Below are 26,391 nucleotides of genomic sequence, written 5' to 3' on the forward strand. Positions count from 1 at the left end.
GCGCAATTGTGGATAACCTCGCCTGTCAGCCGGGAAGTGCCAGGTGGCGCGGGTTGGCGACCGTGAGCTTGTCGATGATCGAGGCGCGGATCGCGGCCACGACCTCGTCGCGGCGGTCGTCGAGGGCGCCGTCGCGGACGGCGGCCGCGAGGTCGGCGTCGGACGCGCAGCCGAGTCCGCGCAGGCGAGCCGCGTGCGCGGCCCGGTGCGCCTCGCCGAGCAGCAGTTCGCGGCGCGCGATGCGCAGCGCGGACGCGGCGACCCGGGCATGGAACCGCAGCCGCTCGTCCGGCTGCTCGGCCTCCAGCAGGAACGCGCCGGCGGCGTCGATGAGCGCGGCCGCGTCCGGACGGTCGTGCGCCGGCGGCCCGGACGGGGCGCCGGGCGCCGCGGCGAGGGGGTCGGCGACGGTGACGGGCGACGTCAGGCCGAGCGCGAGCAGCATGTCGTGCTCCTGCTCGCAGACCTTCCGGCCGAGCACCGCGTACTCGATGGAGGTGTCCGTCCCGCTGAGGAAGCGTTCGGCCTGGTGGCGGCAGAGGACCGTCCAGCGGAGCGTCCCGTAGACCTCCCACCAGCGCAGTTCCTCGACGGTGGGCGGCGTGCCGCCGGCATCGGCGTACCCGGCGAGCAGGTCCTCGCGGGAGCCGAACCCGCCGGCGGGGTGCGGGGAGCCGAACCGCCACGCCTTCACGCACAGCCAGCCGAGGTCCTCGGCGGGGTCGCCGAGGTGGGTGAGCTCCCAGTCCAGGACGCCGGTGACGCCGTCCGGCGCGATCATCAGGTTGCCGTTGCGGAAGTCGCCGTGCACGACCGCCCGGCGGCCGGACGCGGCGGGCCGGTGCTCGCGCAGCCAGCGCAGCGCCAGCTCGACGGCGGGGCGCGGCTCGTCGAACGCCTCGTAGTAGGCGGTGATCGCGGTGAGCGGGTCGTCGGCCGGCAGGCCGGGGACGGGCTCCATCGTGTGCAGCCGGGCGAGGACGGCGCCGAGGTCGCGGGCCAGCCGGGGCCGGACGGCGGCGAACGCGCCGTCGCGCAGCAGCCGGCGCGGGATCGTCTCGCCGGCCAGCCGTTCCATGATCAGGAACGGGGTGCCGGCGAGGTCGGGCCCGTGGTCGACCAGGGTCGGGACGGGCACGCCGGCGCGGGCGGCGGACGCCAGCAGCGCCGCCTCGCGCGCCATCGCGTCCGGCTCGGGCGCCGCCGGCGGGTCGCGGCGCAGGATGAGGGCGCGGCCGCCCGCGTCGAACGACCAGGTCTCGCGGCTGGCGCCGCCGGAGAGCCGGTGCAGGTCCGCGACGTCCGCGCCGAGCCGGGCGGCGAGCGCGGCCTCCAGCGCGCTCATGCGCGGGCCGCGCGCTGGGCGGCGGCGAGGTCGCGGAGCGGGTCGCTGCCGCGCGTGTCGGCGTACTCCTCGATGCGCGCGATGCGCCCGGAGCCGTCCACGGTGACGAACAGGCAGGCGGCGATCTCGAGGGGCGATCCGTCCGGGAGCGTCCCGCGCAGGACGTGCCGCTGGACGTACCCGCCGGGCAGCGCGTCGCGGCGGATCTCCTCGTAGCGGAAGTCGCCGAGGTTGCGCGACAGCCAGCGGAGCGTGCGGAGGTTGTCGTCGACGCCCTGCTCCGTGCCGCCGCCGGGGCCGGGACCGTTGTGCCAGATCAGCGCGCCGGGCGCGTAGAGGGAGCGGAGCGTGTCGACGTCGCCGCCGGTGATGGCGGCCATGAAGCGGTCGGCGAGTTCCTCGTGCACGCGGGTCTCCTTCAGGGGGACTGCTCGGGGGCGGGGCGCAGGCCGAGGGCCCGGACGTTGAGGGCGTCGAGGGTGTCCAGGAGGCGATCGGTGTCGGACGGGTCGTCGCCCTGGACGAGCCAGAGGTACAGGGAGTGGTCCACCATGGCGGCCAGCGCGCGCGCCGTCATCTCCGGGTCGATGTCAGGGCCGACGAGTCCGGCGCGCTGCCAGCGCTCGATCGCCCGCGCGGACCGTCCGACGGACTCGGCGCGGTGCTTGCGCCGCATCTCCTGGAACTCCTCGTTGAACGTGGAGACCTGCTCGATGATGGCCATCATCTTGGCGTTGCGCCGGTACGCCTCGTAGTAGGCGCGGTTGGCGTTGCGGACGCGCGCGGCGGGTTCGGCGGCGGCGGAGTCGGCGCCGGGGGTGAAGGAGTGCCGGGTCATGTCCTCGAACAGCCGGTCGGCGACCTCGAGGAAGACGGCTTCCTTGGAAGGGAAGTAGGTGTAGAAGGAGCCGTAGGCGACCTTGGCGTGCCGGGCGATGTGCGCGACGCGGGTGTCGAGGAAGCCGCGCTCCTCGAAGACCTCGCGGGCCGCGGCGATGAGGCGCTCCCTGGTGCGCGCGCCGCGCTCGGTCAGCGGCGCCTGCGGGCTCTCGCCGGCCCCCGTCTCCGCCATGCCCTGCTCCCTTTCGCCCGCCCCGCGAGGCCCCGGCGGGGGTTGACAAGCCAATGCCCGCGGGAACAGTATCCGAGCATCGAGCAAGTTGATATGACTGTCAAGTCAACTTCGGGGAAGGGGCCCCACATGCCCGCGAACAGCGAGTTCGAGCTCGGTGGGATCAACCACCTCGCGCTCGTCTCGTCCGACATGCAGCGGACGATCGACTTCTACTCCGGCGTCCTCGGGATGCCGCTCATCAAGACCCTCGACCTGCCCGCCGGCATGGGCCAGCACTTCTTCTTCGACTGCGGCGGCGGCGACTGCGTCGCGTTCTTCTGGTTCCCCGACGCGCCCGACGGCGTCCCCGGGATCTCCGCGCCGAAGACCCGTCCCGAGCAGGGCGAGCTGCTCAGCGCCGTCGGGTCGATGAACCACGTCGCGTTCCACGTCCCGGTCGAGAAGTTCGAGGAGTACCGGATCCGCCTGCAGGACAAGGGCGTCGAGGTCAGCCCGATCCTCAACCACGACGACAGCGAATGGGGCGTCGCCCCGACGTTCGACGACGGCGTGTTCGTCCGCTCGTTCTACTTCCAGGACCCCGACGGGATCCTGCTCGAGTTCGCCTGCTGGACCCGCACGTTCGGCGAGTCCGACGTCTCCCACGAGCCGAAGACGGCCGCCGACCGCACCGTCACCAAGGAGAAGAGCAATGCCGCGTCTGCGTGAGGTCCCCCGCGCCGAGGTCACCGACGAGCGCATCCTGTTCTTCTACGACCACCTGTTCGCGCCCGACCGCGACCCGGCCGTCGACCACGGCACCGCGACCGGCTCGCCCGGCGACTGGTGGACGGTGTTCGCGCAGGACCCGGACGTGTTCAACCACGCTGTCCGCGGCTTCGCCCTCTACCGCAACGCCGCGCTCGACCCGGTGCTGCGCGAGCTCGGCCAGTGCCGGGCCGGGTGGGCGCGCGGCAGCCAGTTCGTGTTCTCGCAGCACTGCAAGCAGATGCGGGCGCTCGGCATGTCCGAGGACCGGATCGAGTCCGTCCCGCACTGGCAGACCGCCGACTGCTACTCGGAGCTGGAGCGGGCCGTCCTCGCCTACACCGACGCGCTCGTCCTGGAGGGCGGGCGCGTCCCGGACCGGGTGTTCGAGATCCTGCAGAAGCACCTGTCCGACAAGGAGATCCTGCAGCTCACCTACATCACCTGCATGTACGAGATGCACGCGACGATGTCGCGGGCGCTGCGGCTGGAGTTCGACGACCGTCCCGAGCCGATCGTCGAGGTGGCCGCGCCCGAGGGCTACGGCAACCGCGACATCTCCGACGACCTGACGGGCGGGGGACGGGCCTGATGCTGTTCCCCGTCCCGGACCGGGTGCGGGGCGTCCGCGACGCCGTCCACGCGTTCATGACCGAGCGCGTGGAGCCGGCCGAGCCCGCCCTGAACGCCGGCGACCGCGACACCCTCCTCCGCCTCCGCGACGAGGCGAAGAAGGAAGGGCTCTGGGCGCTCGGGCACCCGAAGGAGCTGGGCGGCGGCGGCCTGCCGTTCCTGGACTACGTGTACGTCAACGAGGTGCAGGGACGCAGCGAATGGGGGCAGCTCGCCCTCGGCACGTTCACGCTCCAGGACTCGCTGATGCTGCACAAGTACGCGAGCCCGCGCTGGCGCGACCGCTACCTCGCCCCGATGGTCGCCGGTGAGGTGTCGCCGAGCTTCGCGATGACCGAGCCCGACCACGCGGGCTCCGACCCGACGCAGCTGCGGACGAAGGCCGTCCTCGACGGCGACGAATGGGTGATCACCGGACGCAAGTGGTTCACCACGGGCGCCGCGCAGGCCGCCTACACGACCGTCATGTGCCGCACCGAGCCCGACGGGACGGCCCCGCACCGCGCCTTCAGCATGATCATCGTGCCGACGGACACGCCGGGGTACCGGATCGTGCGGGAGACGCCCGTCCTCGGCCTGAACGGCGGGCACTACGAGGTCGCCTACGAGGACGTCCGAGTGCCCGCCGACCACCTCCTCGGCCCGCGCGGGCACGGCTTCGTCATCGCGCAGGACCGGCTCGGCCCCGGCCGCATCTTCCACTGCATGCGCTGGCTCGGCCAGGCGCAGCGCGCGTTCGAGCTGATGTGCGCGCGGCTCGGGACGCGCGTCGCGTTCGGCGAGCCGCTGTCGGCGAAGCAGCTGATGCAGCAGCATGTCTTCGACTCCTACACCGAGATCCAGGCGTCCCGCCTCCTCACCCTCCAGGCCGCCGAGCAGATCGACGCGGGCGACCATGGCTTTGGGGCGGATGCACGCATCGAGATCGGCGCGATCAAGGTCGTCGGCGCGCGGATGCTGCACAACGTCGTCGACCGGGCCGTCCAGGTCCACGGGGCCGCCGGCCTCACCGACGACCTGCCGCTGTCGCGCATGTACCGGCACGCCCGCGAGGCCCGCCTCTACGACGGCCCCGACGAGGTCCACATCCAGAGCACCGCCCGCCGCATCCTGAAGGCCATGCCCTGAGCGTCCTCACCCGGCCGTCAGGGGGACTTGACGTCAGGGGGACTTGACGGGAGGGTGGAGAGCATGATCACTCCGGATGGGATCGAGAAAGAGTTCACGCTGCTGACGGCCGCCGGGCGGCACGACGAGCTGTGGGTGCGCGACACGATGGGCGACGTGCCGCTGCTGCGCGAGGAGGCCCTCGAACGGCTCGCGCTCGGCGAGGTGATCGCGCGCAAGGCGGTGTACGGGCGGCAGCTCGCGGTGCGGACGGCGCGCGAGGCCGGCGCGTCGTGGTCGCAGATCGGCGCCGCGCTCGGGATGAGCAAGCAGGCCGCCTGGGAGGCGCACGCGCGCTGGATCGACGACCAGGAGGAGCAGCGCCGCGGCTGCGACTACAAGGGGATGGACGAGGCGCAGGTCGCGCGGGCCCGCGAGCTGGCCGGACGGGTCGAGGAGGGCTGACCTCGCCGTGTCCGCGCGGCATTCGTGATCTTGGTGGGGCGGGCGGCCTAGGATGCGGCGTGAATCTGCTTCACCGGGGGACGCGGATGGGCATGGACGAGGTCGTCCGGCAGTTGCGGATGACGATTCACGACGCGCAGGTCGCCTTCGACTGCATCGGGCTCGGCGAGATCGAACGGGCCGGGAACTGCATGATCACCGCGCGCGCCGCGCTGGAGGCGGCGGAAACGGTGCTGCGCCACGATCTGCGGCGGTTCCCGCTGGCCGAGCTGGCCGGCGAGGGCGCGAAGGTGATGGCCGCGATGGGCGACTAGCGAGCCTTGCCGGAAGGCCGGAGTTTCCGGAGTGCGGTACTGGGAATTCTTGCCACTAGCGAGGGAACGGAGGCGCATGGTATGGAGGTCGTCCTCGAGATGACCCTGCCGAGGAACGCCGAGAGCGCTCCGCTGGTCAGGCATACGCTCGACGCCTCTCTGCGCGGGCTCGGCGTCACGCCGGAGGTCCGCGCCGATATCGCGCTCGCGCTGGGCGAGGCGTGCGCGAACGTCATCCAGCACGCCACCGCGGGCAAGGACTATGAGGTCAGGGCCCGGATGGACGGCGCGCGGTGCGTCGTGGAGGTGATCGACGGCGGCGCCGTCGTGAGCACCACCGGGCGGCGGGAAGGGGTGCGCGCGAACTGGGACGCGCCGCCCGCGCCGCCGAGCGCCGAGCACGGCCGGGGGCTGCAGTTGATGCGGGCGTTGACGGAGGAAGTCCACATTCTCGATCGCGTCCAGCGAAACGGGGCGATCGTGCATTTCGAGAAATCGCTCGCCGGCTGACGCGGGATTTTCCGCGCCATTCGTGCGGCCCGGTCGCTTCGGCCGGTGCCGCGCGTCTGGTAGGCAATTACGGTGGACTTCACTGTGCGCCGTTACGGCGACCGGACGATCGTGGCGGTCTCGGGCGATGTCGACGTGGGGAGCAGTCCGCGGCTGCGGGTGTTCCTGCTCGGGCTCGTCGAGGACGGCGCCCGCGACCTGGTGATCGACCTCGGAAAGGCGACGTTCCTGGACTCGACCGGCCTCGGCGTGTTCATCGGGGTGTCCCGTCGGCTGGGGGCGTTGAACGGGGAACTGGTCTTCGCGGGCGGCTCGCCGCGGGTGCGGGAGGTCTTCGAGGTCACGCACCTGGCGAAGGTGTTCGCGCTGTACGGGACCGTCGAGGAGGCGGTGGCACGACGGCCCGGCGGTGTCCGCACCGCCGGGCCGTCGCCGCTGTGATCTCCGGCCGCTGACCGGGTGGCCGTCAGCCGGTGACCGGCAGGTCGTGGTGCTTGACCGGCTTCGGCGCCGGCGCCTCGACGGGGCGCTGCGCCGCGGTGCGGCCGCAGGTGGCGGACGCGACCCGCAGGGCGCCCTTGCCGCCGGGCAGGTTCAGCTGCATGGCGGTGACGGCGAGCCGCCCGTTGGGCAGCCGCTGCTGCTTGTTGAGGACGAGCGACGTCCGGCCGACGCCCTCGACGTCCACCGGGACGGTCGTGTTCGGCGGCGGCGTCGCGTCCAGCCGCTTGCCCGCGACGGTGGCCTGCGTGAGGTGTGCGCCGCCCTGGCCGTCGTGGCAGGTCGCGGTGACCGCGTTCGCCATGAGCTTGGCGGTGGGAACGGCCAGGCCCGCGACGTTGGAGCGGGCGTTGGCGGGCGTCGCGTCCACGTTCAGCGCCGACGCGCGGACGGCCTTGAGGCGGTTCTCGTTCAGCAGGCTCTTGTGCGCGGCGCCGCCGTCGGACGAGACGGCGGGCACCGGCGGGACGGCGCCGAGCGGCCCGGTCGCGGCGAGCCCGAACGCCGACCCGGACCCGGACGGGTCGGGCGGCGCGGCGAGCACGGGCGCGGCGGCCGCGGCGGTGAGGCCGCCGGCGAGCAGGGCGGCGGTGGTCAGGCGTGTGAAGGCGTGCATGGATCGTCTCCGATGGTGTGTGTTCCGAGTGAAGGGACGGCCGTGGCCGTCGAGCGGGGTTCGCGATGTCCGGGCCGGCGCCGCCGGAGGTGCGCCGGGGCGCCGCCGGGCTCAGCCGTCGATGAAGACGAGGCTTCCGAGCGGGACCTTGGCGAGGGCCTGCAGCACGTCCTGGGGCACGCGCACGCAGCCGTGCGTGACGGCCTTGCCGAACACCGAGCGGTCCGGCCAGCCGTGCAGGGCGACGGTTCCGGGGCCGCCGCCGAAGGTGTCCAGGGTGGCCGAGTGCGTGCCGAGCGGCAGCACCAGCGGGCTGGGCGTCTTCTTGGCGGGGGCGAGGTTGGCCAGCATGAAGGTGCGGCCGGTGGGCGTCGGGGTCTTGGCGCCGCCGACCGCGACCGGCCAGGCGCCGGCGGGCTTGCCGGACTTCAGCAGGGTGAGCCTGCGCCGCGACAGGTCGACCTTGACGGTGTAGGGCGTGTGCGCGGTGAGCAGGCCGCTCGCGCTGCCGGAGATCCAGCCGGTGGCGCCGTTGGGGCGGCTCGGCAGCAGCACGCGGCGCCAGTCCCCGGAGCTCTGCACGACGGGCACCCAGGTGGGGCCGCCGAGTTCCTGGGCGGGGAGGGTGGCGACGGTCCGCCCGCCGGGCTTGTCCAGGACGGGGACCGGGGCGGCGGGGTGCACGACGAGCCCGCCGGTTGCGCCGTCCGGGGCGTCGTCGTGCGGGACGCCCTTGAGGCGGGCGTACGTGGTGGCCTCGGGCGCGCCGGACGTGCCGGCCGGCGCCTGCGCGGGGGCGGTGCGCTTGGCCCCGTCCCCGGCGGACGCGGTGTTGGCGGGCGAGTGCCCGCAGCCGCCGAGCAGCAGTCCCGGGCCCGCCAGCAGCGCGCCCGCCGCGAGGACGGCGGGGACGCGCGTCCGCGCGGCCGATGCGGCGCGCGGGCGGCGGGCGGTCACCGCGGCCCCCGGGCGGTTCTCCCGGCCGCCGGACCGCGCCGCCCGGGAAAGGCGCGAAGATCGAGAAAGGCGTGATCGGGAAGGGCATTGTCTGTCGCCATGTCGCCGGATGCTAGTAGTGGTACCGGCGTCCGTTCGGTAAACGGCGAAAAAGAGCGCGGCGTGTCCGCGGAAGCGCCCGAATAACTGCCGCCTGCTTTCCGTTTAACGGGAGATTTGGCAAATGCGGGGTTTTGTGGGTCTGAAGGGCGGTTTCCCGGGGGATGATGGACCCGGGGGAGAAGGGGGTCAGGCCAGCATGGGGAACGAGCCGCCGCCGGCGTCGCGGTCCGACGCCGCCTCGTGGAACTCCGCGAGGCCCCACAGCAGCGCCTCGCGCGCGGGCGGCGGCATCGCGTCCAGCACCCCGGCGAGTTCCGCGCGGCGCCGCACCCGGAGCCGTTCCAGCAGCGCCTGGCCGTCCGCGGTGAGCCGGACGGTGACCTCGCGGCGGTCCCGGCCCGGGTCGCGGATCAGCAGCCCGGCGCCCTCCAGCCGGTCGCACAGCCGGCTCGCCGAGGACACCAGCGCGTCCAGCCCGGCGGCCAGCCGGCTGATGTTGACCGGCCCGCGCTCCAGGATGAACAGCGCCCTGAGCTGTGTGGACGGCACCGGGACGTCCGGCGCGTTGTGCGCGTGCGACCATACGCTCATCAGCGTGAACGCGGCGTCGTCGAGGGCGGCGGCGGACCGGTCCGCCCCCTCACCCGACGTGTCCACCATGCCCTCCACTGTTACACACGACGTCTCCGGCGGCATCCCGGGCCGGTCGCGTCCCGGCGCGAGATGAGGGACCCGATGGATTCCCGATCAGGGCCCGGTGATGCGCTCACCGCCTTCCAAAAGGCGATCTGGTCCGCCCGGCCGGACGAGCTCGCCGGCACGGCCACCGCTGAGCTGGCCCGGCGGTGGCCCGGCGCGCGCGCCGAGATGCTGCTGATCGACTACCGGCAGGCCTACCTCGTCCCGGTCGTCCCCGGACTGGCGGAGGTGTTCGGGCGCGACGCGGACGGCGAGGACGTCCCGATGGACAACACCGGGCCCGGCCGCGCGTTCGCCGGGCAGCGCCCCGACCGGGAGCGGTCCGGGCGCAACGGCGCGCTCCTGCTCCACCTGCCGCTGACCGTGCAGGGCGAGCGGCTCGGCGTGCTGACCGTCCGGGTCCCCGGCGAGCCCGGCGCCGAGGAACCGGAGCCGGCGTGGCTCGTCCCCGCCGCGGCGGCCCTCGCCCGCGCGATGAAGATCGCCGAGTCGGCGACGGACCTGTTCCGCCGGATCCGCCGGCGGACCCGGCTGACGGTCGCCGCGGAGATGCAGTGGGACCTGCTGCCCCCGCTGTCGCGCGACACCACCGGGTTCCACCTGGCGGGGCAGCTCGAACCCGCGTACGCGGTGTGGGGCGACAACTTCGACTGGACCTCGTCCGCAGACCGGCTGACGCTGACGGTCAGCAACGGGATGGGCACGGGCACGTCCGCGGCGGCGCTCACCCACCTGGCGGTCAGCGCGCTGCGCAACGCGCGCCGGTCCGGCGCCGACATCGCCGAGCAGGCCGTGCTCGCCGACCAGTCGGTGTACGCGCTGCACCGCGGCGAGCGGAGCGTCGGGACGCTGCTGATGGAGTTCGAGCTCGCGACCGGCCGGGTGCGGGTGGTCGACGCGGGCTCCCCGAAGCTGTACCGGATGCGCGGCAACCTCACCGAGGCGATCGAGTTCGACGAGCAGCTGCCGCTCGGCATGTTCGGCGACAGCCGCTACGCCGTCGAGGAGTTCGCGGTGGAGCCCGGCGACCGGCTCGTCATCGTCAGCGACGGCGTGCACGCCGCCCTGTCGCCGGACGGCGAGCCGTACGGGGCGGTCGCGCTGCTGCAGGCGCTGCGCGACACCCGGCTGCAGCAGCCGCCGGAGGCCGTCCGCACGCTGATCCGGCACTACCTCGCCTACTACGAGGGCGGTGAGCCGTCCGACGATGCGGTGATCGTCTGCATCGACTGGGACGGCCTGCCCGGCCCCGCCCCGGAGCCGGCGGCCGGCCCCGGGCCGGTCAGCGGGGAAGCTTGACGACCGTCACGAAGAAGTCGTCGATCCGGCGGACCACCGACACGAACTGCTCGAAGTCGACCGGCTTGGTGACGTAGGCGTTCGCGTGCAGGTGGTAGCTGCGCAGGATGTCCTCGTCGGCCTCCGACGTGGTCAGCACGACGATCGGGATGCTGCGCAGGTCCTCGTCGGCCTTGACCTCCGAGAGCACCTCGCGGCCGTCCTTGCGCGGCAGGTTCAGGTCCAGCAGCACCAGGTCGGGGCGCGGCGCGCCCTCGTACTCGCCCTCGCGGCGCAGGAACGCCATCGCCTGCTCGCCGTCGTTGACGACGTGCAGCTTGTTGGCGACCTTGTTGTGCTCGAACGCCTCGGTGGTCAGCAGGACGTCGCCCGGGTCGTCCTCGACCAGCAGCACCTCGATGGGGCGCGCCCCGTCATTCATCGCCGTCTCCGATGGGAAGGGTCCAGTGGAAGGTCGTGCCGGGGTCGTCCGCGCCGCGCTCCTCGCCGGCCAGCCAGATACGGCCCCCGTGGTACTCGACGATCTTCTTGCACAGCGCCAGCCCGATGCCGGTGCCGGTGTACTCGTCCCGCGGGTGCAGCCGCTGGAAGATCAGGAAGATCCGGTCCGCGTAGCGCGGCTCGATGCCGATCCCGTTGTCGGCGCAGGTGAACTGCCAGTCGTCGCCGTCCCGGCGGACGTCGATGCGCACGTGCGGCGCCGCCTCCGGCCGGCGGAACTTGATCGCGTTGCCGATCAGGTTCTGGAACAGCTGGGTGAGCTGGGTGCGCTCGCCCGGCACCACCGGCAGGTCGGCGACCTCGACCCGCGCGCCGGTCTCCTCGACCAGCGAGGCGAGGTTGTCCAGCGCCTGCCCGGCGACGTCGTTCAGGTCGATCGCGTCCTCGGGACGCGCCATCCGGCCGACGCGGGAGAAGCCGAGCAGGTCGTTGATGAGCGCCTGCATCCGCTTCGCGCCGTCCACCGCGAACTGGACGTACTGCCGCCCGCGGTCGTCGAGCTGGTCGCCGTAGCGGCGTTCGAGCATCTGGCAGAAGCTCGCCACCTTGCGCAGCGGCTCCTGCAGGTCGTGGCTGGCGACGTAGGCGAACTGCTCCAGCTCGGCGTTGGAGCGGCGCAGCTCCCCGGCCTGCTCGTCCAGCCGGACGGCCCGCTCGGTGCTGGTCCGCCACTCCTCGATGATCCGCCGCCGCATCGCGTCGATGATCTCGGCCAGCTCGTTGATCTCGGCGGGGCCGGACACGTCGAGGCGGTGCGCGAAGTCGCCCTGCGCCACCTCGCGGACCTGCGCGCCCAGCGACGCGACGGGCCGCACCACCGTCCGGCGGATCACCAGCGCCAGCGCGAGCACCGCCACCGCGGCGACCAGCAGCGCCGCGCCCACCGACCACAGCGCCGCGTTCGCGCGGTCCCGCAACCGGTCGGCCGCGTGCCGGTGCAGGGCGGTGATGCCGCTCTGCAGCGGCGTCATGCCGCCGCGGGCGCGGTCGAACAGCCCGCCCGCCTGCCGGCTCTCGCCGCCGCTGAGCCCGCCGCCGCCGTGCCCGGCCGCGATCCCGTCGGCGAACCGCGCCCGCCACTCCCGCGAGCCCGCGGTGACCTGGTCGAGCAGGCGGGTCACCCGGGCGCCGCCCGAGACGCCGGCCAGCAGCCGGCGCATCGTCGCGGCCGACTCCGCCTCCTGCGCGACGGCCCGCCGGTACTCGGTGAGCCGGTCCCCGCCGCCCTCCTCGGTGTAGCGGCGGATCGCGGTGTCCTGCGCGGCGATCGCCGACGACAGCTTGTACTGCTCCAGCGCGACGGGGTCGACCCGGTCGACGAGCGTCTCGCGGGCCTTCCCGGCCTGGTACAGCGCCGTCCCGGCGACCGCGAACGCCGCGAGCAGCAGGATCCCGAGGACGACGGACCCGACCCGGTAGATCTGCAGGAGCCGGACGCGCCCGATCCCGTGCGGGGCCGGCAGCTCGGCGTCGGGCGGGACGACCGGCGGCGCGAGCAGCACCTTCGGCGCGTCGAGGGCCTCCGGCGCCTCGGGCGCCTCGGGCGTCTCCTCCGCGGCGGGCTCGTCGGCCCCGGTGGCCGGTGCGGGCTCGCTCGTCACAGCTCCCCCCGGCTCAGCAGCAGTACCGCCAGGTCATCGGACAGCACGTCCCCGTTCAGCCGCTCGGCCTCCGCGATCAGCCCGTCCACCAGCACGTCCCCGCGCTCCCCGCGGGCATGCGCGGCCTTCGCCAGCTCCTCCAGCCCGGTGAGGTCGAGCCGCTCGCCGCCCTCGCCGACGCAGCCCTCGATCAGCCCGTCGGTGTAGAGCATGATCCCCCACGCGTCGCCGAGGTCGAGCTCCTCGGCCGGCCAGTCCGCGCCCGGGATCAGCCCGAGCGCCGGGCCGTGCGGGCCGTCCGGCAGCGCCTCCACGCCGGACGGGCCGAACAGCAGCGGGCAGGGGTGCCCGGCGCGGTGCAGCCGGGCGGTGCGGCGGTCGGGCGTGATCGTGAGCATGCACAACGTGGTGAAGATCTCCTCGCCCCAGCGCTCGTGCTCCAGCACGGTGTCGAGCGTGGACAGCAGCTGCTCGCCGGTGTGCCCGGCCAGCACCAGCGTCCGCCACGCCATGCGCAGCCGCACCCCGAGCGACGCCTCGTCCGCGCCGTGCCCGCTGACGTCGCCGATCACCGCGTGCACGGTGCCGTCGCCGGTCTGCACGGTGTCGTGGAAGTCGCCGCCGAGCAGCGCCCGGTCGCGTCCCGGCCGGTACCGGGTGAGGTGCCGCAGCGAGTCGTCGGCGAGGATCGGGACGGGCAGCAGCCCGCGCTCCAGCCGCGCGTTCTCCCGGCCGACCGCGCGCGCCTCGACCAGCTGCCGCTCCGACTCGTCGGCCCGCTTGCGCTCGATCGCGTAGCTGATGGCGCGGCCGAGCAGCGCCCCGTCCACGTCCTGCTTGACCAGGTAGTCCTGGGCGCCGGCGGCGACCGCCTGGACGCCGACGTGCGCGTCGGCGAGGCCGGTGAGCACCAGCACGGCGGTGGTGGGCGCGCGGGCGATCACCTGGCGCAGCGCGTCCAGCCCGGACGCGTCCGGCAGCGACAGGTCGACGATCACGCACTGCACGTCGGGGCGCAGGCGCTCCAGCGCCTCGGCGAGCGTCGCGGCCACCGTGATCTGCACGTTCGGCTGGACCTCGGTGAGCAGCTCCTCGAACAGGAACGCGTCACCGGGGTCGTCCTCGACCAGCAGGAGATGAGGGGAGCCGGCCACCCCCGGAAGGCGTTCGGCACCGCGACTGTGCATCGCGGTCATGTTCAGCTCCTTCGCCCCGGGAGGGCCCCGCGGTCGGGGGCGGCGTTGGTTGCCATCGAGCAAATGTTACGGGCAGTCCGGCGGTGGCACGACCGGCACCGGGGCATTGTCGCCACGGCGGCACAATGGGCGCCCCCTCACACGGTAACGATCGTCATCCCCGGGCCACTACCTGGTGATGGACACACCAGGACGGACGGAGGAGCGCGCGGTGGCAGACCCAGCCCCCCGTGAAAGGGCCCCCGACGAGAGACGCTTCACCGCGATGTACGACGACTGCAGGCAGCGCGTGTGGGCCTACGCCGCCGCGCGCGCCGGGCGGCAGATCGCGGACGAGGTGGTGAGCGAGACGTTCGCGGTGGCGTGGCGGCGGATCGCGGACGTCCCCGACCCGCCGCTGCCGTGGCTGCTCGGCGTCGCCCGCAACGTGCTGCGCGACGGGTACCGCGCGGAGGCGCGGCGCGAGGCGTGCACGGCGGAGCTGGCGCGCTGGGCGCCGCGGCCGTCCGGTGACATCGCCGAGGACGTGGCGGAGCGGCTGGCCGTGGTCCGCGCGATGGCGGCGATCCCCGAGGCCGACCGGGAGATCCTGATCCTGGTCGCCTGGCAGGGGCTGAGCCCGCGGGAGGCGGCCCGGGTCGTCGGGTGCTCGCCGGCGGCGCTGCGGGTCCGGCTGCACCGCGCCCGCAAGCGGCTGCTGCGCGCCGCCGACGCCGGCGCCGAGCCGGCCGCGGGGCCGGCCGCGGGGCAGGCGGCGGCCGATGCGGGGGGACGCCCGGTGCGTCCGCAGATGGGAATCGTCAGTGAGGAGAGGGCATGAACGACGTGCTGCGGACGCTGCGCGAGGCGAGGCCGGCGGAGCTGAACCCGGACGTGCCGGTCGGTGACGAGGTCCGCCGGGCGGAGCTGGCGCGCGCGATGGCGGCGCCGGCGGGGTCCGGCGCGCGGGAGGCGCGGGTGCCGCGCCGGTCCCGGCTCCGGCCGATGTGGGGGCTCGGCCTGGCCGGGGCGGTCGCGGCGGCCTCGGTCGGCGTCGTGGCGGTCACGTCCGGCGGGGACGGCGGAAAGGCGCCGGGCCGCGGGATCCAGGCGGCGCCGGAGCGGCCGATGGACTCCCGGACCATCCTGCTCGCCGCCGCCGAGAAGCTGGACGGGGCCACCGAGACGACCGGCGCGTACTGGCACAAGTCGACGGTCGGCACCAGCTCGTGGCTGGTCCAGGGCCAGGGCAAGGAGCGCTACACCGTCCTGCTCATGGAGAAGTCCGACGAGTGGGCGCCCGGCAGGCCCGGCGGGAAGATGATCGGGAGCCAGCAGCGGCTCGGCGTGAAGCCCGCGACCAAGGCGGACGCGGCGGCCTATGCGCGGGCGGGGTCGCCGAAGTCCCTGTCGCTGCAGGTGCCGATCCAGCCGCGCGGCAAGGGCACCTACAAGGCGATGAAGGTCTCGACGGGGCCGGGCCGGGTGGAGACGAGCAGCACCCCGCTCGTCGGCGGCGACAAGGTCTACTGGCTCGGCCGGAACGTGACCATGAAGCAGCTGCAGAGCCTGCCGGCCGATCCGGCGCGGCTGAAGAAGGAGGTCATGCGCTGGTACGGCGGGCACGACACCGAGGCGTCGAGCGTGCCGATGAAGGCGGACGCGTGGCTGTTCCGCGTCGCGGGCAGCCTGGTCACCGAGCTGCCCGTGCAGCCGAAGGTGCGGGCGGCGGCGTTCCGGATGCTGGCCGGGCTGAAGACGGTCGACTCGGTCGGTAAGGTCACCGACCCGCAGGGGCGCACCGGCGACGCGATCGGGATGACGGAGAAGGACCCGAACGGGGTGGTCCGGCACCTGCTGGTGATCGACCCGGCCACCGGAAAGGCGCTCGCCGACGAAAGGGTGCTGCTGACCCCGGCCGCGAACGATCCGCGGGCGGCGGGAACGGTGCTCAGTTCCAGCTCCGTGATGACCATGGAATGGACGGATTCCGCGCCGAAGTGACGCGTTGGCAAGGGCGGGCGTCCACGCAGGGGCCGTGTGCCGGGGAGGGACGGTGCGGTGGCCTTGCGGGGCCGTGCGCCGTCCCTTCCGCCGCGTCCGGAATCGGGGCCGTGATCGGGACGTGATCAGGCGCTCTTGGGGGTCTGGCGGGCGGTCTTCTGGGCCGCCCGCCGCTGCGCGGCGGCGGTGCGGGCACGGTTCAGGCTGTCGCGGACGCGGGCGGCGCCGCGCATTGCGGTGGCGGAGTCCTTGACGCGTCCGGCATAGGCGGCGAGGACCTCCCCGACGGGCGGCGGCTGCCATTCCTCCTTGGCGGCGACCGGCGGAACGGCCACTGCGGCGGGCACGGGATCGGGCGCCGAGTCGGGCACGGCGGCGGGCACCGCGGCCGGGGCGCTATTTCCGGGAACGGGGACGAGCGCGAGATGGGATCGGCAGTGCGGGCACTGCACCCCCGGATGGCTGTCTCTGCTCATAACAAGAATCATTACCCAAGGCACTGACAAAACAGCCGCGCGCCCTTTTGACGATCAATCGCGCGCGTCCGGACGCGCCGCGGTCAGGGCGTGAGGGGCCGCACGCCCCGGCGCGGCGCGGGATGCGCCGCGCGCCGCCCGAACGAGGAGAACGGCTGGTGGGGGCGGGTGCGCCCGGACGCCTCGGCGTGCTGGTGGCGGACGAACAGCAGCCCGCAGCACACCAGCGCGATCGCGACCGCCAGCCAGGCCGCCATCCGGCCCGCGCGCAGCCCGTACCCGCTGGTGATCCACAGCAGGTGCAGGATCCAGCGCCGCCACTGGTGCGGCTCGCTGCGGCGGCGCATCTCCAGCGCGCTGTAGCGGAAGTCGCGGGACAGGCGGGCCCGGTCGGAGCCCGCCGTGGCGCGGGCCAGTTCCCGGTAGAGCGCCTCGAGCCGGTCCTCGCCGCACGCCGCGTCGTCGGCGTTGCGGGCCAGGTCGTCGGCGAGCACGGCGCGGCCGGCGCCGCCGTGCCCCCAGGGCCGCCAGCGGCGCCGGTCCGGGACCGTCGCGAACGGGCAGTCGCCGCTGATCCGCAGCCGGTCGGGGCGGGCGAGCCCGAGGAAGCTGCACCCGCTGAGGTCGACGTCGGCGAGGTGCAGGTGCGCCGCGTCCACCCGGCGCAGCGACACCAGCCGGACGGCCGCCGGACCGGTCCACGCCGCCGGCTCGGCGAGCCCCTGGATCGGGTTCGGCAGCGACCGGACGTGCACCGCCGCGTCGAAGCTGGCGCCCTCCAGGTCGAGCTCGGCGCGGCGCAGCCGGAACTCGGCCTCGCCGCGGACCGTGACGGCGCGGGCGGTCACGGCCCGCGCCGCCGCGTGCACGCGCAGGCCGCCGCGCGCCGCGGCGTCCGCGAGGCCGATCCGGCCGCCGGCGACGAGCGGGCCGAGCCACAGCCCGCGCCGGAACCGGGTGCGCTCGAACCGGGCGTGCCGGGCGACGTGCACGCGCCGGAACGACACGGCCGCGCCGAAGCACGCGCCCTGCATCGCCGCGTCCCGCCCGAACCGGGCGCGGTCGAAGCAGGCGGCGCCGAAGAACACCGCCTTGCGGAACGCGGCGTCGGCGTGCCAGACGGCCTCGCCGAACAGCGCGTCGCCGGTGAACACCGCCTCCTCGAACGAGGCGTGCCGGTGGAACCGGGCCTCGTGGAAGGAGGCGTTGCCGCCGAACCGCGCGCCGCGGAAGGAGACGTGGCCGAAGAAGCGGGCGTCGAAGAACGAGGCGCCGCCGAGGAAGCGGGCGCCGTCGAACGAGCTGTCGCCCTCCACGCAGGCGCCGCGCAGCACCGCGTGCGAGGGCAGCACGGCTCCGTCGAAGCGGGTGCGGCCGAGGTGCGGGCGCCCGTCGGGGCCGGTGACCGCGTCGAGCACCGCGTCCAGCAGCCACGCGGGGATCGTGACGCCGCGCAGGTCGAGGTCGCCGCCGGGGCGCAACCCGGCCGCGAACCGGGCGAACTCGGCGGGCCGCAGGTGCGCGGCGCAGCCCGCGAACCCGCCGGCGGCGCGCCCGCTGCATCCGTGGACGGCCGAGCACCGCGGCCACAGGACCGCGGTGGGGGGCGGGGGCGAGGGCTCGTGAGGGGTCACGGTCCCGTTGTACCCACCGCGGGTTCCGGCGGGAAGCTCTCCCGGCGGTAGGTCGTTACTTCCGCATGGTTACTGTACGCAGGGGAACGGCCACACTAGGACGTTGATTGGCCGTTTACCTCGCCTGTCACCGGTTTCGCGCAAGTCCCTGGTTCTTCTCCGGGTTTGTCCGCCCCGACGTACTGTGAGCGCATGGGGCAACGGAGCCGCTGGATCGCCGACCTCGACGCGCTCGCCGGCGACGCGCCGGACCTCGCCGGCCGGGTCCTCGCCCGCCTCGTGGACGCCGGGGTCGTGGTGGCCGAGCGGACCGACTGCGTCCTCGGCGACGTCCCCGGCGGGTACGCGCCGGGCCCCGCCGCCGGGTCGGCGGCGGTGGGCGACCCGGCCGGCTTCCCGGACGTGTGGCCGAACGGCCTGGAGCTCGACGTCGGCCGCGGCGCCTACTACGGGACGATGCGCGAGGACGACCGGGTGCGGTGCCCGAACTGCGGCGCGTGGCTGCCGTTCGAGACCGTCCTGGACGCGGTGGAGGAGTGGCTGGAGGGCGGCCCGGACGGGCTGGCCTGCGCGCGCTGCGGCGAGCGGACGGGGTTCAACGGGTGGCGGTGGCCGGTGCCGTGCGCGTTCGCGGAGCTGGGGCTGCGGTTCTGGAACTGGCCGCCGCTGGCCGGCGCGTTCGTCGCGGACCTGGCGTCCCACCTCGGCCACCGGCTGGTGACCGGGTCGTCGAGTGATCAACGGGAACCGCGGGCATGATCGACGTATCTGACTTCTCGTCGAAACATCAGCGTTCCACCACTGTTCACCTCGGTCAGGAAAAATTGGGGACATGACCGTCAACCCGGGACATCATCATCCTCGTGCCACCGAAGCGCTGCCCGACGACCGCTTCCTCGATCGCGAAGAGAGCTGGCTGCGGTTCAACCAGCGCGTCCTGGAGCTGGCGGAGGATCCGGAGCTGCCGCTGCTGGAGCGGGTCCGGTTCCTGGCCATCTTCGCGAGCAACCTCGACGAGTTCTTCATGGTCCGCGTCGCCGGCCTGGCCCGCCGGATGGCGACCGGCCTCGCCGTCCAGTCCGCGAGCGGCCGGCAGCCCCGCGAGGTGCTGGAGCGCACCGGCGAGGTCGCGCACGAGCTGATGCTCCGGCACGCCGCCTGCTTCCGCGAGGAGGTGCTGCCCGACCTCGGCAAGGAGGGCGTCGACATCCTGCGCTGGGACGAGCTGGCCGAGACCGAGCAGGAGCGGCTGCGGCGGCTGTTCCGCGACCGGATCTACCCCGTCCTCACCCCGCTGGTCGTCGACTCCGCGCACCCCTTCCCCTACATCTCCGGCCTGTCGCTGAACCTCGCGGTGATCGTCCGCGACCCGGAGACGGACGCGACGATGTTCGCCCGGGTGAAGGTGCCGCCGCTGCTGCCGCGCTTCATCGAGGCGTCCCCCGACCGGTTCACCCCGCTGGAGGACGTGATCGCCGCGCACCTCGGGCAGCTGTTCGTCGGGATGGAGGTCGTCGAGCACCACGCGTTCCGGGTCACCCGCAACCAGGACCTGGAGATCGACGACGACATCAGCGAGGGGCTGCTGCAGGCGCTGGAGCGCGAGCTGCTGCGCCGCCGGTTCGGCCCGGTCGTCCGGCTGGAGGTCGAGGAGTCGATCTCCGCCGGGGTGCTGGAGCTGCTCACCACCGAGCTCGGCATCGAGGAGCGCCAGATCTACCGGCTCGTCGGGCCGCTGGACCTCGGCGGCCTCGGCGCCATCGCCGACCTCGACCGGCCCGAGCTGAAGTACCCGCCGTTCGTGCCGTCGAAGGAGGCGCTGCCCGAGGACGTCGACATCTTCTCGGCGATCCGCGAGGGCGACGTGCTCGTCCACCACCCCTACGACTCGTTCACCACGACCGTGCAGCGGCTGATCGAGGACGCGGCGGCCGACCCCGGCGTCCTGGCGATCAAGCAGACGCTGTACCGGACGTCCGGCGACTCCCCGATCGTGGACGCGCTGATGGGCGCCGCGCGGGCGGGCAAGCAGGTCGTCGTGGTGGTGGAGCTAAAGGCCCGCTTCGACGAGCGCGCCAACATCGCGTGGGCGCGCAAGCTGGAGGAGGCGGGCTGCCATGTCGTGTACGGGTTCGTCGGGCTGAAGACGCACTGCAAGCTCGCACTGATCGTCCGGCAGGACCCGGACGGCGCGCTGCGCCGCTACTGCCACATCGGCACCGGCAACTACCATCCGAAGACCGCCCGCCTCTACGAGGACTTCGGGTTGCTGACCTGCGCCGCCGACGTCGGCGAGGACGTCAGCGCGCTGTTCAACCACCTCACCGGCTACTCCCGGCAGGGCTCCTACAACCGGCTGCTGGTCGCGCCGAACAGCCTGCGCGCCGGGCTCGTCCAGCGGATCGAGCACGAGATCGACAACCGCCGGGCCGGGCACGCCGCGCGGGTCCGGGTGAAGTGCAACTCGCTGGTCGACGAGGTGATCATCGACGCGCTGTACCGGGCGTCGCAGGCCGGGGTGCCGGTGGAGGTGTGGGTGCGCGGCATCTGCGCGCTGCGGCCGGGCGTGCCGGGGCTGTCGGACATGATCCGGGTCCGCAGCGTCCTCGGCCGGTTCCTGGAGCACTCGCGGGTGTTCGCGTTCGAGAACGGCGGCGAGCCGGAGGTGTGGCTCGGCAGCGCCGACCTGATGCACCGCAACCTCGACCGCCGCGTCGAGGCCCTGGTCACCGTCACCGACCGGACCCAGCGCGACGAGCTGATCGCGCTGCTCGACCGGGCGATGGAGGAGGGCACGCACGCCTGGACGCTGGCGGGCGACGGCACCTGGACGCGCAGCGAGGCCGGCCCCGGCGAGACGCTGCTGGACATCCAGACCCACCTGGTGCGGAGCCGCCGCTGGAGGACCGTCGATGGCTGACTCCCCCGACCTGATCAGGGCGGCGGGGGCACTGCTGTGGCGCGACGGCCCGGACGGCCCCGAGTTCGCCGTCGCGCACCGCCCCCGGTACGACGACTGGTCGTTCCCGAAGGGCAAGCTCGACCGGGGCGAGCACGTGCTGCGCGCCGCCGTCCGCGAGATCGAGGAGGAGACCGGGCTGGTGCCGCGCCTCGGCCGGCGCCTGCCGACCGCCGAGTACCGGCACGGCGACCGGCCCAAGCAGGTCGACTACTGGGCGGCGCGGCCCGTCGCGGAGGCCGCGTTCACGCCGAACGAGGAGGTCGACGCGCTGGCGTGGCTGCCCGCCGGGGAGGCCGAGGCGCGGCTGAGCTACCGGCACGACGCCGACCTGCTGCGCGCGTTCCTGGACGGGCCGTCCCGCACCTGGCCGCTGATGATCGTCCGGCACGGGTCGGCGGGGGACAAGCGCGGCTGGCGCGAACCCGACGAGCTGCGCCCGCTGGACGAGGCGGGCCGGGCGGAGGCCGCCGTGCTCGCCGCGCTGCTGCACGCCTACGGCCCGGCGCGGGTGCTCGGCTCGGCGACGGCCCGCTGCCTGGAGACCGTCCTGCCGTACGCGCGCCGCGTCCGCGCCGATGTCGTCACCGACGCCGCGTTCACGGTCGGTGAGACGGGGCCGGAGCGCGCGCGGGAGCGGATGCTCGAACTGCTCGGCGACGGCGTCCCGACCGTCGTGTGCACGCACGGTGAGAACGTGTCCGAGCTGGTCACCGGGCTGTGCCGGGAACTCGGCGAGAAGGTCCCCGACGACCCGGGCCTGCGCAAGGGCGAGTTCTGGGTCGCGCACATCGGCGAAGGCTCCCTGGCCGCCCTGGAACGCCACGCCCCTCGTTGACTTGCGGCGTGTCGGCCTTAAGAGGCGCGTTTTAAGGACGACACGCCGCAAGTCAACGTCAGAAGGAGGGGCCGAGGGTCTGCGACCAGGTGACCGAGAGGCGGTCGCGGGCGGTTTCGGCTTCGCAGCGCTCCCAGCCGTACAGCACGCCGAGGTCGAACGCCTCGGAGGTGTTGCGTGTGCGCGCGGCGGCGGCCTTGAGGTGCTCCATCGCGATGACGCCGTCCTGGTAGCCGCCGAGCACCTCCTGGATGCGCTTGGCGTCCTTCGCCACCCGCTTGGCCGCGACCCCGAGCACGGGCGTCGCCAGCTCGGCGGCGTACCGCGCGCGCTTGGCCGCCTTACGCGTCTCGTGCCGCGCGACCTCCGCGTCCTCGGCGATCGCTATGGACGCGTAAGCGCGCGCCATCCGATCCCATGACCGCGTCACCAGCTCGGGCAGTTCCTTGCGCGCCTTGCGTCCGGCGGCGCTCGCCAACGGCGGCTCCGCGCTGAGACGGTCCAGCTCGTTCAGCAGCGCGAAATACCGGGGCTCTTTAAGGGCGGCGTTCAACCGCTTGTAGGCGACGCGCTCCTGCCGGGCCAGATCGTCCAGCCACGGGGGCGTCGCGCCGCCCAGCCGCTCCTGGAACCGCATCCGCAGCACCTCCAGGTCGCGGACCTCGCCCAGCACCGCCGAGAGCCACTTCAACTCCGGTCCGAGCGGCTCGGTACGCCCGTCCTCCAGCACGGGCCGGTACGCCTTCAGCGTGCTTCGGATCCGGCGGACCGCCACCCGCATCCGGTGCACCGCGTCGTCCTCGCCCAGCCGCGCCTTCGGATCGCCCTCCGTGACCGTCCCGACCTGCGCCGCGAGGTACGCCATCACCGCGTCGCCCGTCGTCGCCGGGCCCTTGCCGTTGTCGATCGCCGCCACCAGCCGCGCCTTGCACGCCGCTCGCGCGCGCGCCGCGTCCGACGGGACGATCGCGTCGCCGAGCAGCCGGCCCAGCTTCGACGACGCCTTGGCCCGCCGCGCCCCCGCCTTCCGCAGCCGCTTGCCCGCCGCCTTCAGCAGCTCCGGCGTCCCGTCGCCGAGCTCGACCTCGATCTCCCGCCACCGCTGCGCCGGGCCGTCCGCCGCGTCGCGCACGTCCTGCCCGGTCACCAGGTCGTCGGCGACCTCCGCGCGCAGCGCGCCGCCCCCGCCGAGCAGCCGGACGACGGTCCGCCGCGTCTCCAGCGTCGCCACCGGACGCAGCGGCTCGCCCCGCGTGTACGCCGCGACCAGCGCCGCCAGCCGCGCCGGCACGACCTTCGGCCGGCCCAGCGGCGCCCGCAGCTCCTGCTTGCCGTCCGGCCCCACCGGCATCTTCAGATGCCACCCGGCGTCGGTCCCGCCGCGCCGCCGCCGCAGCGTGATCCCGTGCGCCGCCAGCCGCAGGTCCGCCGTGTCGAAGTAGCTCGCGTGCAGGGTGAAGGTCTCCGGCTCGCCCGCCGTCGCCACCCCCGGCAGCCCGCCGAGCTCCGGAAGGACGAAATCGGCCCGGGCGTCGTACTTCTGCTCGATCTCGAGATGCCTTTCGGCCACGACCAGCTCCTTCGGGGGACGGCGTCCAACGGCGGCGGGCACACCCAGATGTCCAGCATTTCACGGCAAGGTGAACGGAAGCGGAAATTCGGGCGGCCTACCATTTCCCCGTGCGCACCCTCGTCCTCTGGGACATCGACCACACCCTCCTGCACTCCGGCGGCCTGTCCGTCGACATCTACGCGGAGGTGTTCCACCGCGTCATCGGCCGCCCGCCCGAGCACGTCGCGCCGATGGCCGGGCGCACCGACCGCGCCATCACCACCGACACGCTGCGCCACCACGGCATCGACCCCACACCGGACGTCCTCGCGGCCTTCACCGACGCCCTGGCCCTTGAGTTCCAGGCGCGCGCGCACGAACTCCCGTCCCGGGGCCGGACGCACGCCGGCGCCAGGGCCGTCCTGGAGGCGCTCGCGGCGCGGCCGGACGTCGTCCAGTCCGTCCTGACGGGGAACATGGCGCAGATCGCCGCCTGCAAACTGAAGGCATTCGGCCTCGACGCGTTCCTCGACCTGGAAATCGGCGCCTACGGAATGGACGGCATCGAACGGCCGCCGCTCGTGGAGCTCGCCCGCGAACGCACCGCCGCCAAGTACGGCGAGCGGTTCGGGCCGTCCAGCACCGTGCTGATCGGCGACACGCCGCACGACGTCCGCGCGGGACATGAGGGCGGCGCGCGGGTCGTCGCGGTCGCGACCGGCGGCACGTCCGCCGCCGACCTGCGGCTGTCCGGCGCCGACACCGTCCTGCCCGACCTGACCGACACGGCGCAGGTCGTCGACCTGATCCTCGGCGCCGCCCGCTAGCCCGCTAGTCGGGGCGCGGTGCCGCGGCGAGCGTGAGGGTCCCCGGCAGGTCGGCCATGGCGGCGCGGAACCGCGCGGCGAGATCGGCCACGGACGGCGGGTCCGCGGCGGCGCGGGCCCAGCCGTCGAGCGCGTACCGCCAGGCGGAGACGAGCATGTCGCCCGCCAGGCGGGGCCGCGCGTCGTCCGGCAGGTCGAGCCGGCGGTGCAGGACGTCCAGCACGGCCCGGATGGTGTCGTCGCAGAAGTGCAGGCCGTGCGCGTCCATCGACGGGGTCGCCTGGAGCAGCCGGTAGCTGGCCAGCGCGCGGCACGCCCACGTCTCGTCCGCCACCCGGTCCAGCGCGGTGACCAGCACGGACTCCAGCAGGCCGAGCAGCGGGCGGCCGTCGGCCGGGCACCTCTCCAGTTCGTCGAGGAAGGCCCGCCACATGTCCTCCAGCGGCGCCATCGCGACGGCCTCCTTGCCGCCGAAGTAGCGGAAGAACGTGCGCTTGGAGACCTCCACCTCGGCGCAGACCTCGTCCAGCGTGACCCCGCCGAAGCCGTGCGCGCCGAACAGGTCGAGCGCCGTGTCGATCAGCGCCTGGCGGGTCCGCTGCTTCTTGCGCTCGCGCAGCGACGGTGCCGTGGTCATGCTCGCGAGTGTATCCCGGCGGCGAACGCCACTTGCAGGCTTATGCCTCTCAGTGGCATAAAGGAGGGACTGTTCTCTCCGCTGAAAGGCGACATCCCATGCGCGCTCTGCTCATCGACCACTCGGCAGACTCCGGCCTGCGCCTCGGCGAGACCGCCGCGCCCGTCCCCGCGCCGCACCAGGCGCTGGTGCGGGTGAGCGCCACCTCCCTCAACTTCGGCGAGGTCGAGTTCGGCATCGCCGCGGCGCCGGACGGCGCCGTGCTCGGCTGGGACGCCGCAGGCGTCGTCGAGCGCGCCGCGGCCGACGGCTCCGGCCCGGCCGCCGGCACCCCCGTGGTCACGCTCGGCGGCGAGGGCGCGTGGGCGGAGCTGCGCGCCGTCGACACCGCGCTGCTCGGCGCCGTCCCGGCCGGCGCCGACCTCGGCGCGATCAGCACCGTCCCGGTCGCGGCGGCCAGCGCACTGCGCGCCCTGGGCCGGATCGGCCCGCTGCTGGGCAAGCGCGTCCTCGTGCTCGGCGCCACCGGAGGCGTGGGCCGCTTCGCCGTGCAGCTCGCCCGCCGCGGCGGGGCCCGCGTCGTCGCCTCCACCGGCGACCCCGCCGCCCGCGGCGACGCGCTGCGCGCCCTCGGCGCCGACGAGGTGATCGCGCACCCGGAGCGCCTCGACGGCCTCGTGGACGGGGTCGTGGACAACGTCGGCGGAGCCCAGCTCGTCGCCGCGTTCGGCAAGCTCGCGCCGCACGGCACGCTGATCGCGCTCGGCCACGGGTCGGGCGAGGCGGAGACGTTCCCCTACGGCGCGCTCTTCGGCAACGAGGGCCGCCACGACCGGTCCCTCGTCACCTTCTACCTGCTGGACGGCGCCGACCTCGGCCGCGACCTGGCGTGGCTGGGCGGGGAGGTCGCCGCCGGGCGCCTCGACCCGGGGATCGCGTGGCGCGGCGGCTGGGACCGGGCGGACGAGGCCGTCGCCGCCCTGCGGGAGCGCCGCCTGCACGGCAAGGCCGTCCTGGAGATCGGCTGACTCACCCCGCCAGGACGGCGCGGCAGGCGGCGGTGATCAGCTCGTCCACCTGCGGCGGCGGGGGCGTCCGGTCGAGCAGGTGGCGGCGGACGGCCCCGTACGGGACGTCGATCGTCGCGAAGACCAGCCGCTCGCGATCGAGGCCCGGACGCTGCGCCACGAAGGCGTCCAAAGCGCCGCTCACCTGCGCGTTCAGCCCGCCGAGCTCGTCGCCCAACTCGGCGGGCCACGCGGCCGCCACGTCCTGGCGCCGGTGCAGCAGGAGCAGCGCGGCCTCTTCGGGGTGCGACCGGCACCAGCGCGGCGTGTGCAGCGCCGCCGCCTCCGCGTCGCCGGCATCCAGTGCCGCGACGAAGCCGCGCTGGAACCGGCGGATGGCGCGCGTCCACAGCGTCGCGAGGAGCAGGTCGCGCGACCCGAAGCGGTGGTAGAGCGAGCCGGACGGGGCGCCGAGCCGCCCGGCGATGGCCGCGACCGTGGCCGCGCCGGGCCCGTCCTCGGCGGCGACCGCCAGCGCCGCGTCCAGGATCTCCTCCTCGCTGAACTTCGGCGGTCTTCCCAACGCGGGCTCCTCCTGGTAGTAGTGGGTTCATTCTAGAACATCGTCTCTAAAACTGGGAGGGCGGCATGCCGGACGGACGCGACGTCGTCGCGGGCTTCTACAGCGCCACGCAGGCGGCCGACGCGGCGGCGATCCTCGCACTGCTCCATCCGGAGTTCGAGGCGCACACCGCGCCCGGCCTTCCGTGCGTGAGCCGGCGGCACGTTCCACGGGCCGAACGAGACCCT

Annotated in this window: 29 protein-coding genes; 15 read left to right on the top strand and 14 right to left on the bottom strand. The window is 74.1% G+C overall.

The genetic code is table 11. The annotated features are described in order from the left end of the window. Positions 1–25 precede the first annotated feature (25 nt). The 3 genes from J4709_RS00375 to J4709_RS00385 are packed head-to-tail and all read right to left on the bottom strand — an operon-like array spanning position 26 to position 2,417. Positions 26–1,345, bottom strand: a complete 1,320-nt coding sequence (locus J4709_RS00375; protein ID WP_232382766.1) for a phosphotransferase family protein — start codon at positions 1,343–1,345, stop codon at positions 26–28. Beyond that, positions 1,342–1,752 (bottom strand): nuclear transport factor 2 family protein, encoded by a 411-nt coding sequence (locus J4709_RS00380; RefSeq protein WP_208235647.1) that lies wholly within the window; start codon positions 1,750–1,752, stop codon positions 1,342–1,344. The genes J4709_RS00375 and J4709_RS00380 overlap by 4 nt, the downstream gene beginning before the upstream one ends. A gap of 11 nt (positions 1,753–1,763) precedes the next feature. Further along, positions 1,764–2,417, bottom strand: coding sequence for a TetR/AcrR family transcriptional regulator (locus tag J4709_RS00385; RefSeq protein WP_208235648.1), 654 nt, complete (start codon positions 2,415–2,417; stop codon positions 1,764–1,766). Between the two features lie 129 nt (positions 2,418–2,546). Here J4709_RS00385 and J4709_RS00390 point away from each other — a divergent pair, with 129 nt between their 5' ends. From J4709_RS00390 to J4709_RS00420, 7 genes are all read left to right on the top strand, one after another. After that, entirely contained in the window at positions 2,547–3,128 is a 582-nt protein-coding gene (locus tag J4709_RS00390; protein ID WP_208235649.1) for a VOC family protein, read from the top strand. Next, positions 3,112–3,759, top strand: coding sequence for a carboxymuconolactone decarboxylase family protein (locus tag J4709_RS00395; protein WP_208235650.1), 648 nt, complete (start codon positions 3,112–3,114; stop codon positions 3,757–3,759). Before J4709_RS00390 ends, J4709_RS00395 begins: the two co-directional genes overlap by 17 nt. Further along, on the top strand, positions 3,759–4,928 hold the full coding sequence (locus J4709_RS00400; protein ID WP_208235651.1) for an acyl-CoA dehydrogenase family protein: 1,170 nt from the start codon (positions 3,759–3,761) through the stop codon (positions 4,926–4,928). The genes J4709_RS00395 and J4709_RS00400 overlap by 1 nt, the downstream gene beginning before the upstream one ends. A 63-nt stretch (positions 4,929–4,991) precedes the next feature. Further along, the gene (locus J4709_RS00405) at positions 4,992–5,372 is read left to right on the top strand and encodes a hypothetical protein (protein WP_208235652.1); all 381 of its coding nucleotides are present in this window, start codon (positions 4,992–4,994) and stop codon (positions 5,370–5,372) included. A 59-nt stretch (positions 5,373–5,431) separates the two neighbouring features. Beyond that, positions 5,432–5,686: a hypothetical protein gene (locus J4709_RS00410; protein WP_307800824.1), complete on the top strand. Its 255-nt coding sequence runs from the start codon at positions 5,432–5,434 to the stop codon at positions 5,684–5,686. 81 nt (positions 5,687–5,767) lie between these two features. Further along, the gene (locus J4709_RS00415; protein ID WP_208235653.1) at positions 5,768–6,196 is read left to right on the top strand and encodes an ATP-binding protein; all 429 of its coding nucleotides are present in this window, start codon (positions 5,768–5,770) and stop codon (positions 6,194–6,196) included. 72 nt (positions 6,197–6,268) lie between these two features. Continuing rightward, positions 6,269–6,637 carry an STAS domain-containing protein gene (locus J4709_RS00420; protein ID WP_307800825.1) on the top strand — a complete coding sequence of 123 codons (369 nt, stop codon included), beginning with the start codon at positions 6,269–6,271 and terminating at the stop codon, positions 6,635–6,637. Between the two features lie 25 nt (positions 6,638–6,662). Here J4709_RS00420 and J4709_RS00425 read toward each other — a convergent pair whose 3' ends face one another. The 3 genes from J4709_RS00425 to J4709_RS00435 form a co-directional block, all read right to left on the bottom strand. Continuing rightward, on the bottom strand, positions 6,663–7,313 hold the full coding sequence (locus J4709_RS00425; RefSeq protein ID WP_208235654.1) for a choice-of-anchor P family protein: 651 nt from the start codon (positions 7,311–7,313) through the stop codon (positions 6,663–6,665). A 111-nt stretch (positions 7,314–7,424) separates the two neighbouring features. Next, positions 7,425–8,270 carry a L,D-transpeptidase gene (gene ldt-CoaP / locus J4709_RS00430; protein ID WP_307800826.1) on the bottom strand — a complete coding sequence of 282 codons (846 nt, stop codon included), beginning with the start codon at positions 8,268–8,270 and terminating at the stop codon, positions 7,425–7,427. Between the two features lie 288 nt (positions 8,271–8,558). Beyond that, positions 8,559–9,032, bottom strand: a complete 474-nt coding sequence (locus J4709_RS00435) for a MarR family winged helix-turn-helix transcriptional regulator (RefSeq protein ID WP_208235655.1) — start codon at positions 9,030–9,032, stop codon at positions 8,559–8,561. Between the two features lie 75 nt (positions 9,033–9,107). On the opposite strand from J4709_RS00435, the gene J4709_RS00440 reads away from it, so the two are divergent. Continuing rightward, positions 9,108–10,370, top strand: a complete 1,263-nt coding sequence (locus J4709_RS00440; RefSeq protein ID WP_208235656.1) for a PP2C family protein-serine/threonine phosphatase — start codon at positions 9,108–9,110, stop codon at positions 10,368–10,370. Here J4709_RS00440 and J4709_RS00445 read toward each other — a convergent pair. The 3 genes from J4709_RS00445 to J4709_RS00455 are packed head-to-tail and all read right to left on the bottom strand — an operon-like array spanning position 10,354 to position 13,668. Continuing rightward, complete coding sequence (locus tag J4709_RS00445; RefSeq protein WP_208235657.1) at positions 10,354–10,791, bottom strand: response regulator; 438 nt, start codon at positions 10,789–10,791, stop codon at positions 10,354–10,356. The genes J4709_RS00440 and J4709_RS00445 overlap by 17 nt on opposite strands. Then, positions 10,784–12,472 carry a sensor histidine kinase gene (locus J4709_RS00450; protein ID WP_208235658.1) on the bottom strand — a complete coding sequence of 563 codons (1,689 nt, stop codon included), beginning with the start codon at positions 12,470–12,472 and terminating at the stop codon, positions 10,784–10,786. Before J4709_RS00450 ends, J4709_RS00445 begins: the two co-directional genes overlap by 8 nt. After that, positions 12,469–13,668, bottom strand: a complete 1,200-nt coding sequence (locus tag J4709_RS00455) for a PP2C family protein-serine/threonine phosphatase (protein WP_307800827.1) — start codon at positions 13,666–13,668, stop codon at positions 12,469–12,471. The genes J4709_RS00450 and J4709_RS00455 overlap by 4 nt, the downstream gene beginning before the upstream one ends. A 211-nt stretch (positions 13,669–13,879) precedes the next feature. Between J4709_RS00455 and J4709_RS00460 the strand changes: the two genes are divergently transcribed. After that, positions 13,880–14,488 carry an RNA polymerase sigma factor gene (locus J4709_RS00460; RefSeq protein WP_307800828.1) on the top strand — a complete coding sequence of 203 codons (609 nt, stop codon included), beginning with the start codon at positions 13,880–13,882 and terminating at the stop codon, positions 14,486–14,488. After that, positions 14,485–15,651 carry a CU044_5270 family protein gene (locus J4709_RS00465; RefSeq protein WP_208235659.1) on the top strand — a complete coding sequence of 389 codons (1,167 nt, stop codon included), beginning with the start codon at positions 14,485–14,487 and terminating at the stop codon, positions 15,649–15,651. The genes J4709_RS00460 and J4709_RS00465 overlap by 4 nt, the downstream gene beginning before the upstream one ends. Before the next feature lie 125 nt (positions 15,652–15,776). Here J4709_RS00465 and J4709_RS00470 read toward each other — a convergent pair whose 3' ends face one another. After that, entirely contained in the window at positions 15,777–16,127 is a 351-nt protein-coding gene (locus tag J4709_RS00470) for a hypothetical protein (protein WP_208235660.1), read from the bottom strand. Positions 16,128–16,210: 83 nt separating this feature from the next. Next, positions 16,211–17,761, bottom strand: coding sequence for a pentapeptide repeat-containing protein (locus tag J4709_RS00475; protein WP_208235661.1), 1,551 nt, complete (start codon positions 17,759–17,761; stop codon positions 16,211–16,213). A gap of 192 nt (positions 17,762–17,953) precedes the next feature. Between J4709_RS00475 and J4709_RS00480 the strand changes: the two genes are divergently transcribed. The 3 genes from J4709_RS00480 to J4709_RS00490 all read left to right on the top strand — a co-directional run bounded on the left by J4709_RS00480 (position 17,954) and on the right by J4709_RS00490 (position 21,558). Next, the gene (locus J4709_RS00480; protein WP_208235662.1) at positions 17,954–18,520 is read left to right on the top strand and encodes a hypothetical protein; all 567 of its coding nucleotides are present in this window, start codon (positions 17,954–17,956) and stop codon (positions 18,518–18,520) included. A 73-nt stretch (positions 18,521–18,593) separates the two neighbouring features. Then, positions 18,594–20,681, top strand: a complete 2,088-nt coding sequence (locus tag J4709_RS00485; RefSeq protein WP_208235663.1) for an RNA degradosome polyphosphate kinase — start codon at positions 18,594–18,596, stop codon at positions 20,679–20,681. Then, complete coding sequence (locus J4709_RS00490) at positions 20,674–21,558, top strand: NUDIX hydrolase (protein ID WP_208235664.1); 885 nt, start codon at positions 20,674–20,676, stop codon at positions 21,556–21,558. The genes J4709_RS00485 and J4709_RS00490 overlap by 8 nt, the downstream gene beginning before the upstream one ends. Before the next feature lie 58 nt (positions 21,559–21,616). Here the strand turns inward: J4709_RS00490 and J4709_RS00495 are convergent, their stop codons facing one another. Then, positions 21,617–23,128 carry a CYTH and CHAD domain-containing protein gene (locus tag J4709_RS00495; RefSeq protein WP_208235665.1) on the bottom strand — a complete coding sequence of 504 codons (1,512 nt, stop codon included), beginning with the start codon at positions 23,126–23,128 and terminating at the stop codon, positions 21,617–21,619. 110 nt (positions 23,129–23,238) lie between these two features. On the opposite strand from J4709_RS00495, the gene J4709_RS00500 reads away from it, so the two are divergent. Beyond that, positions 23,239–23,937, top strand: a complete 699-nt coding sequence (locus J4709_RS00500) for an HAD family hydrolase (protein WP_208235666.1) — start codon at positions 23,239–23,241, stop codon at positions 23,935–23,937. Positions 23,938–23,941: 4 nt separating this feature from the next. Here J4709_RS00500 and J4709_RS00505 read toward each other — a convergent pair whose 3' ends face one another. Beyond that, entirely contained in the window at positions 23,942–24,574 is a 633-nt protein-coding gene (locus tag J4709_RS00505) for a TetR/AcrR family transcriptional regulator (protein ID WP_208235667.1), read from the bottom strand. A gap of 98 nt (positions 24,575–24,672) precedes the next feature. Between J4709_RS00505 and J4709_RS00510 the strand changes: the two genes are divergently transcribed. Beyond that, positions 24,673–25,602, top strand: a complete 930-nt coding sequence (locus tag J4709_RS00510; RefSeq protein ID WP_208235668.1) for a zinc-binding dehydrogenase — start codon at positions 24,673–24,675, stop codon at positions 25,600–25,602. A 1-nt stretch (position 25,603) separates the two neighbouring features. On the opposite strand, the gene J4709_RS00515 is transcribed toward J4709_RS00510, so the two are convergent. Further along, complete coding sequence (locus tag J4709_RS00515) at positions 25,604–26,164, bottom strand: TetR/AcrR family transcriptional regulator (RefSeq protein WP_208235669.1); 561 nt, start codon at positions 26,162–26,164, stop codon at positions 25,604–25,606. Positions 26,165–26,391 lie beyond the last annotated feature (227 nt).

Source organism: Actinomadura violacea (genome assembly GCF_017573465.1).
Lineage (GTDB): Bacteria > Actinomycetota > Actinomycetes > Streptosporangiales > Streptosporangiaceae > Spirillospora > Spirillospora violacea.

Coding starts and splice junctions, on each gene's coding strand:
- J4709_RS00435 (WP_208235655.1), bottom strand. CDS start 9,032: ATGGTGGACACGTCGGGTGAGGGGGCGGACCGGTCCGCCGCCGCCCTC.
- J4709_RS00505 (WP_208235667.1), bottom strand. CDS start 24,574: ATGACCACGGCACCGTCGCTGCGCGAGCGCAAGAAGCAGCGGACCCGC.
- J4709_RS00375 (WP_232382766.1), bottom strand. CDS start 1,345: ATGAGCGCGCTGGAGGCCGCGCTCGCCGCCCGGCTCGGCGCGGACGTC.
- J4709_RS00490 (WP_208235664.1), top strand. CDS start 20,674: ATGGCTGACTCCCCCGACCTGATCAGGGCGGCGGGGGCACTGCTGTGG.
- J4709_RS00395 (WP_208235650.1), top strand. CDS start 3,112: ATGCCGCGTCTGCGTGAGGTCCCCCGCGCCGAGGTCACCGACGAGCGC.
- J4709_RS00445 (WP_208235657.1), bottom strand. CDS start 10,791: ATGAATGACGGGGCGCGCCCCATCGAGGTGCTGCTGGTCGAGGACGAC.
- J4709_RS00400 (WP_208235651.1), top strand. CDS start 3,759: ATGCTGTTCCCCGTCCCGGACCGGGTGCGGGGCGTCCGCGACGCCGTC.
- J4709_RS00390 (WP_208235649.1), top strand. CDS start 2,547: ATGCCCGCGAACAGCGAGTTCGAGCTCGGTGGGATCAACCACCTCGCG.
- J4709_RS00455 (WP_307800827.1), bottom strand. CDS start 13,668: ATGACCGCGATGCACAGTCGCGGTGCCGAACGCCTTCCGGGGGTGGCC.
- J4709_RS00470 (WP_208235660.1), bottom strand. CDS start 16,127: ATGAGCAGAGACAGCCATCCGGGGGTGCAGTGCCCGCACTGCCGATCC.
- J4709_RS00440 (WP_208235656.1), top strand. CDS start 9,108: ATGGATTCCCGATCAGGGCCCGGTGATGCGCTCACCGCCTTCCAAAAG.
- J4709_RS00385 (WP_208235648.1), bottom strand. CDS start 2,417: ATGGCGGAGACGGGGGCCGGCGAGAGCCCGCAGGCGCCGCTGACCGAG.
- J4709_RS00485 (WP_208235663.1), top strand. CDS start 18,594: ATGACCGTCAACCCGGGACATCATCATCCTCGTGCCACCGAAGCGCTG.
- J4709_RS00405 (WP_208235652.1), top strand. CDS start 4,992: ATGATCACTCCGGATGGGATCGAGAAAGAGTTCACGCTGCTGACGGCC.
- J4709_RS00415 (WP_208235653.1), top strand. CDS start 5,768: ATGGAGGTCGTCCTCGAGATGACCCTGCCGAGGAACGCCGAGAGCGCT.
- J4709_RS00480 (WP_208235662.1), top strand. CDS start 17,954: ATGGGGCAACGGAGCCGCTGGATCGCCGACCTCGACGCGCTCGCCGGC.
- J4709_RS00425 (WP_208235654.1), bottom strand. CDS start 7,313: ATGCACGCCTTCACACGCCTGACCACCGCCGCCCTGCTCGCCGGCGGC.
- J4709_RS00510 (WP_208235668.1), top strand. CDS start 24,673: ATGCGCGCTCTGCTCATCGACCACTCGGCAGACTCCGGCCTGCGCCTC.
- J4709_RS00465 (WP_208235659.1), top strand. CDS start 14,485: ATGAACGACGTGCTGCGGACGCTGCGCGAGGCGAGGCCGGCGGAGCTG.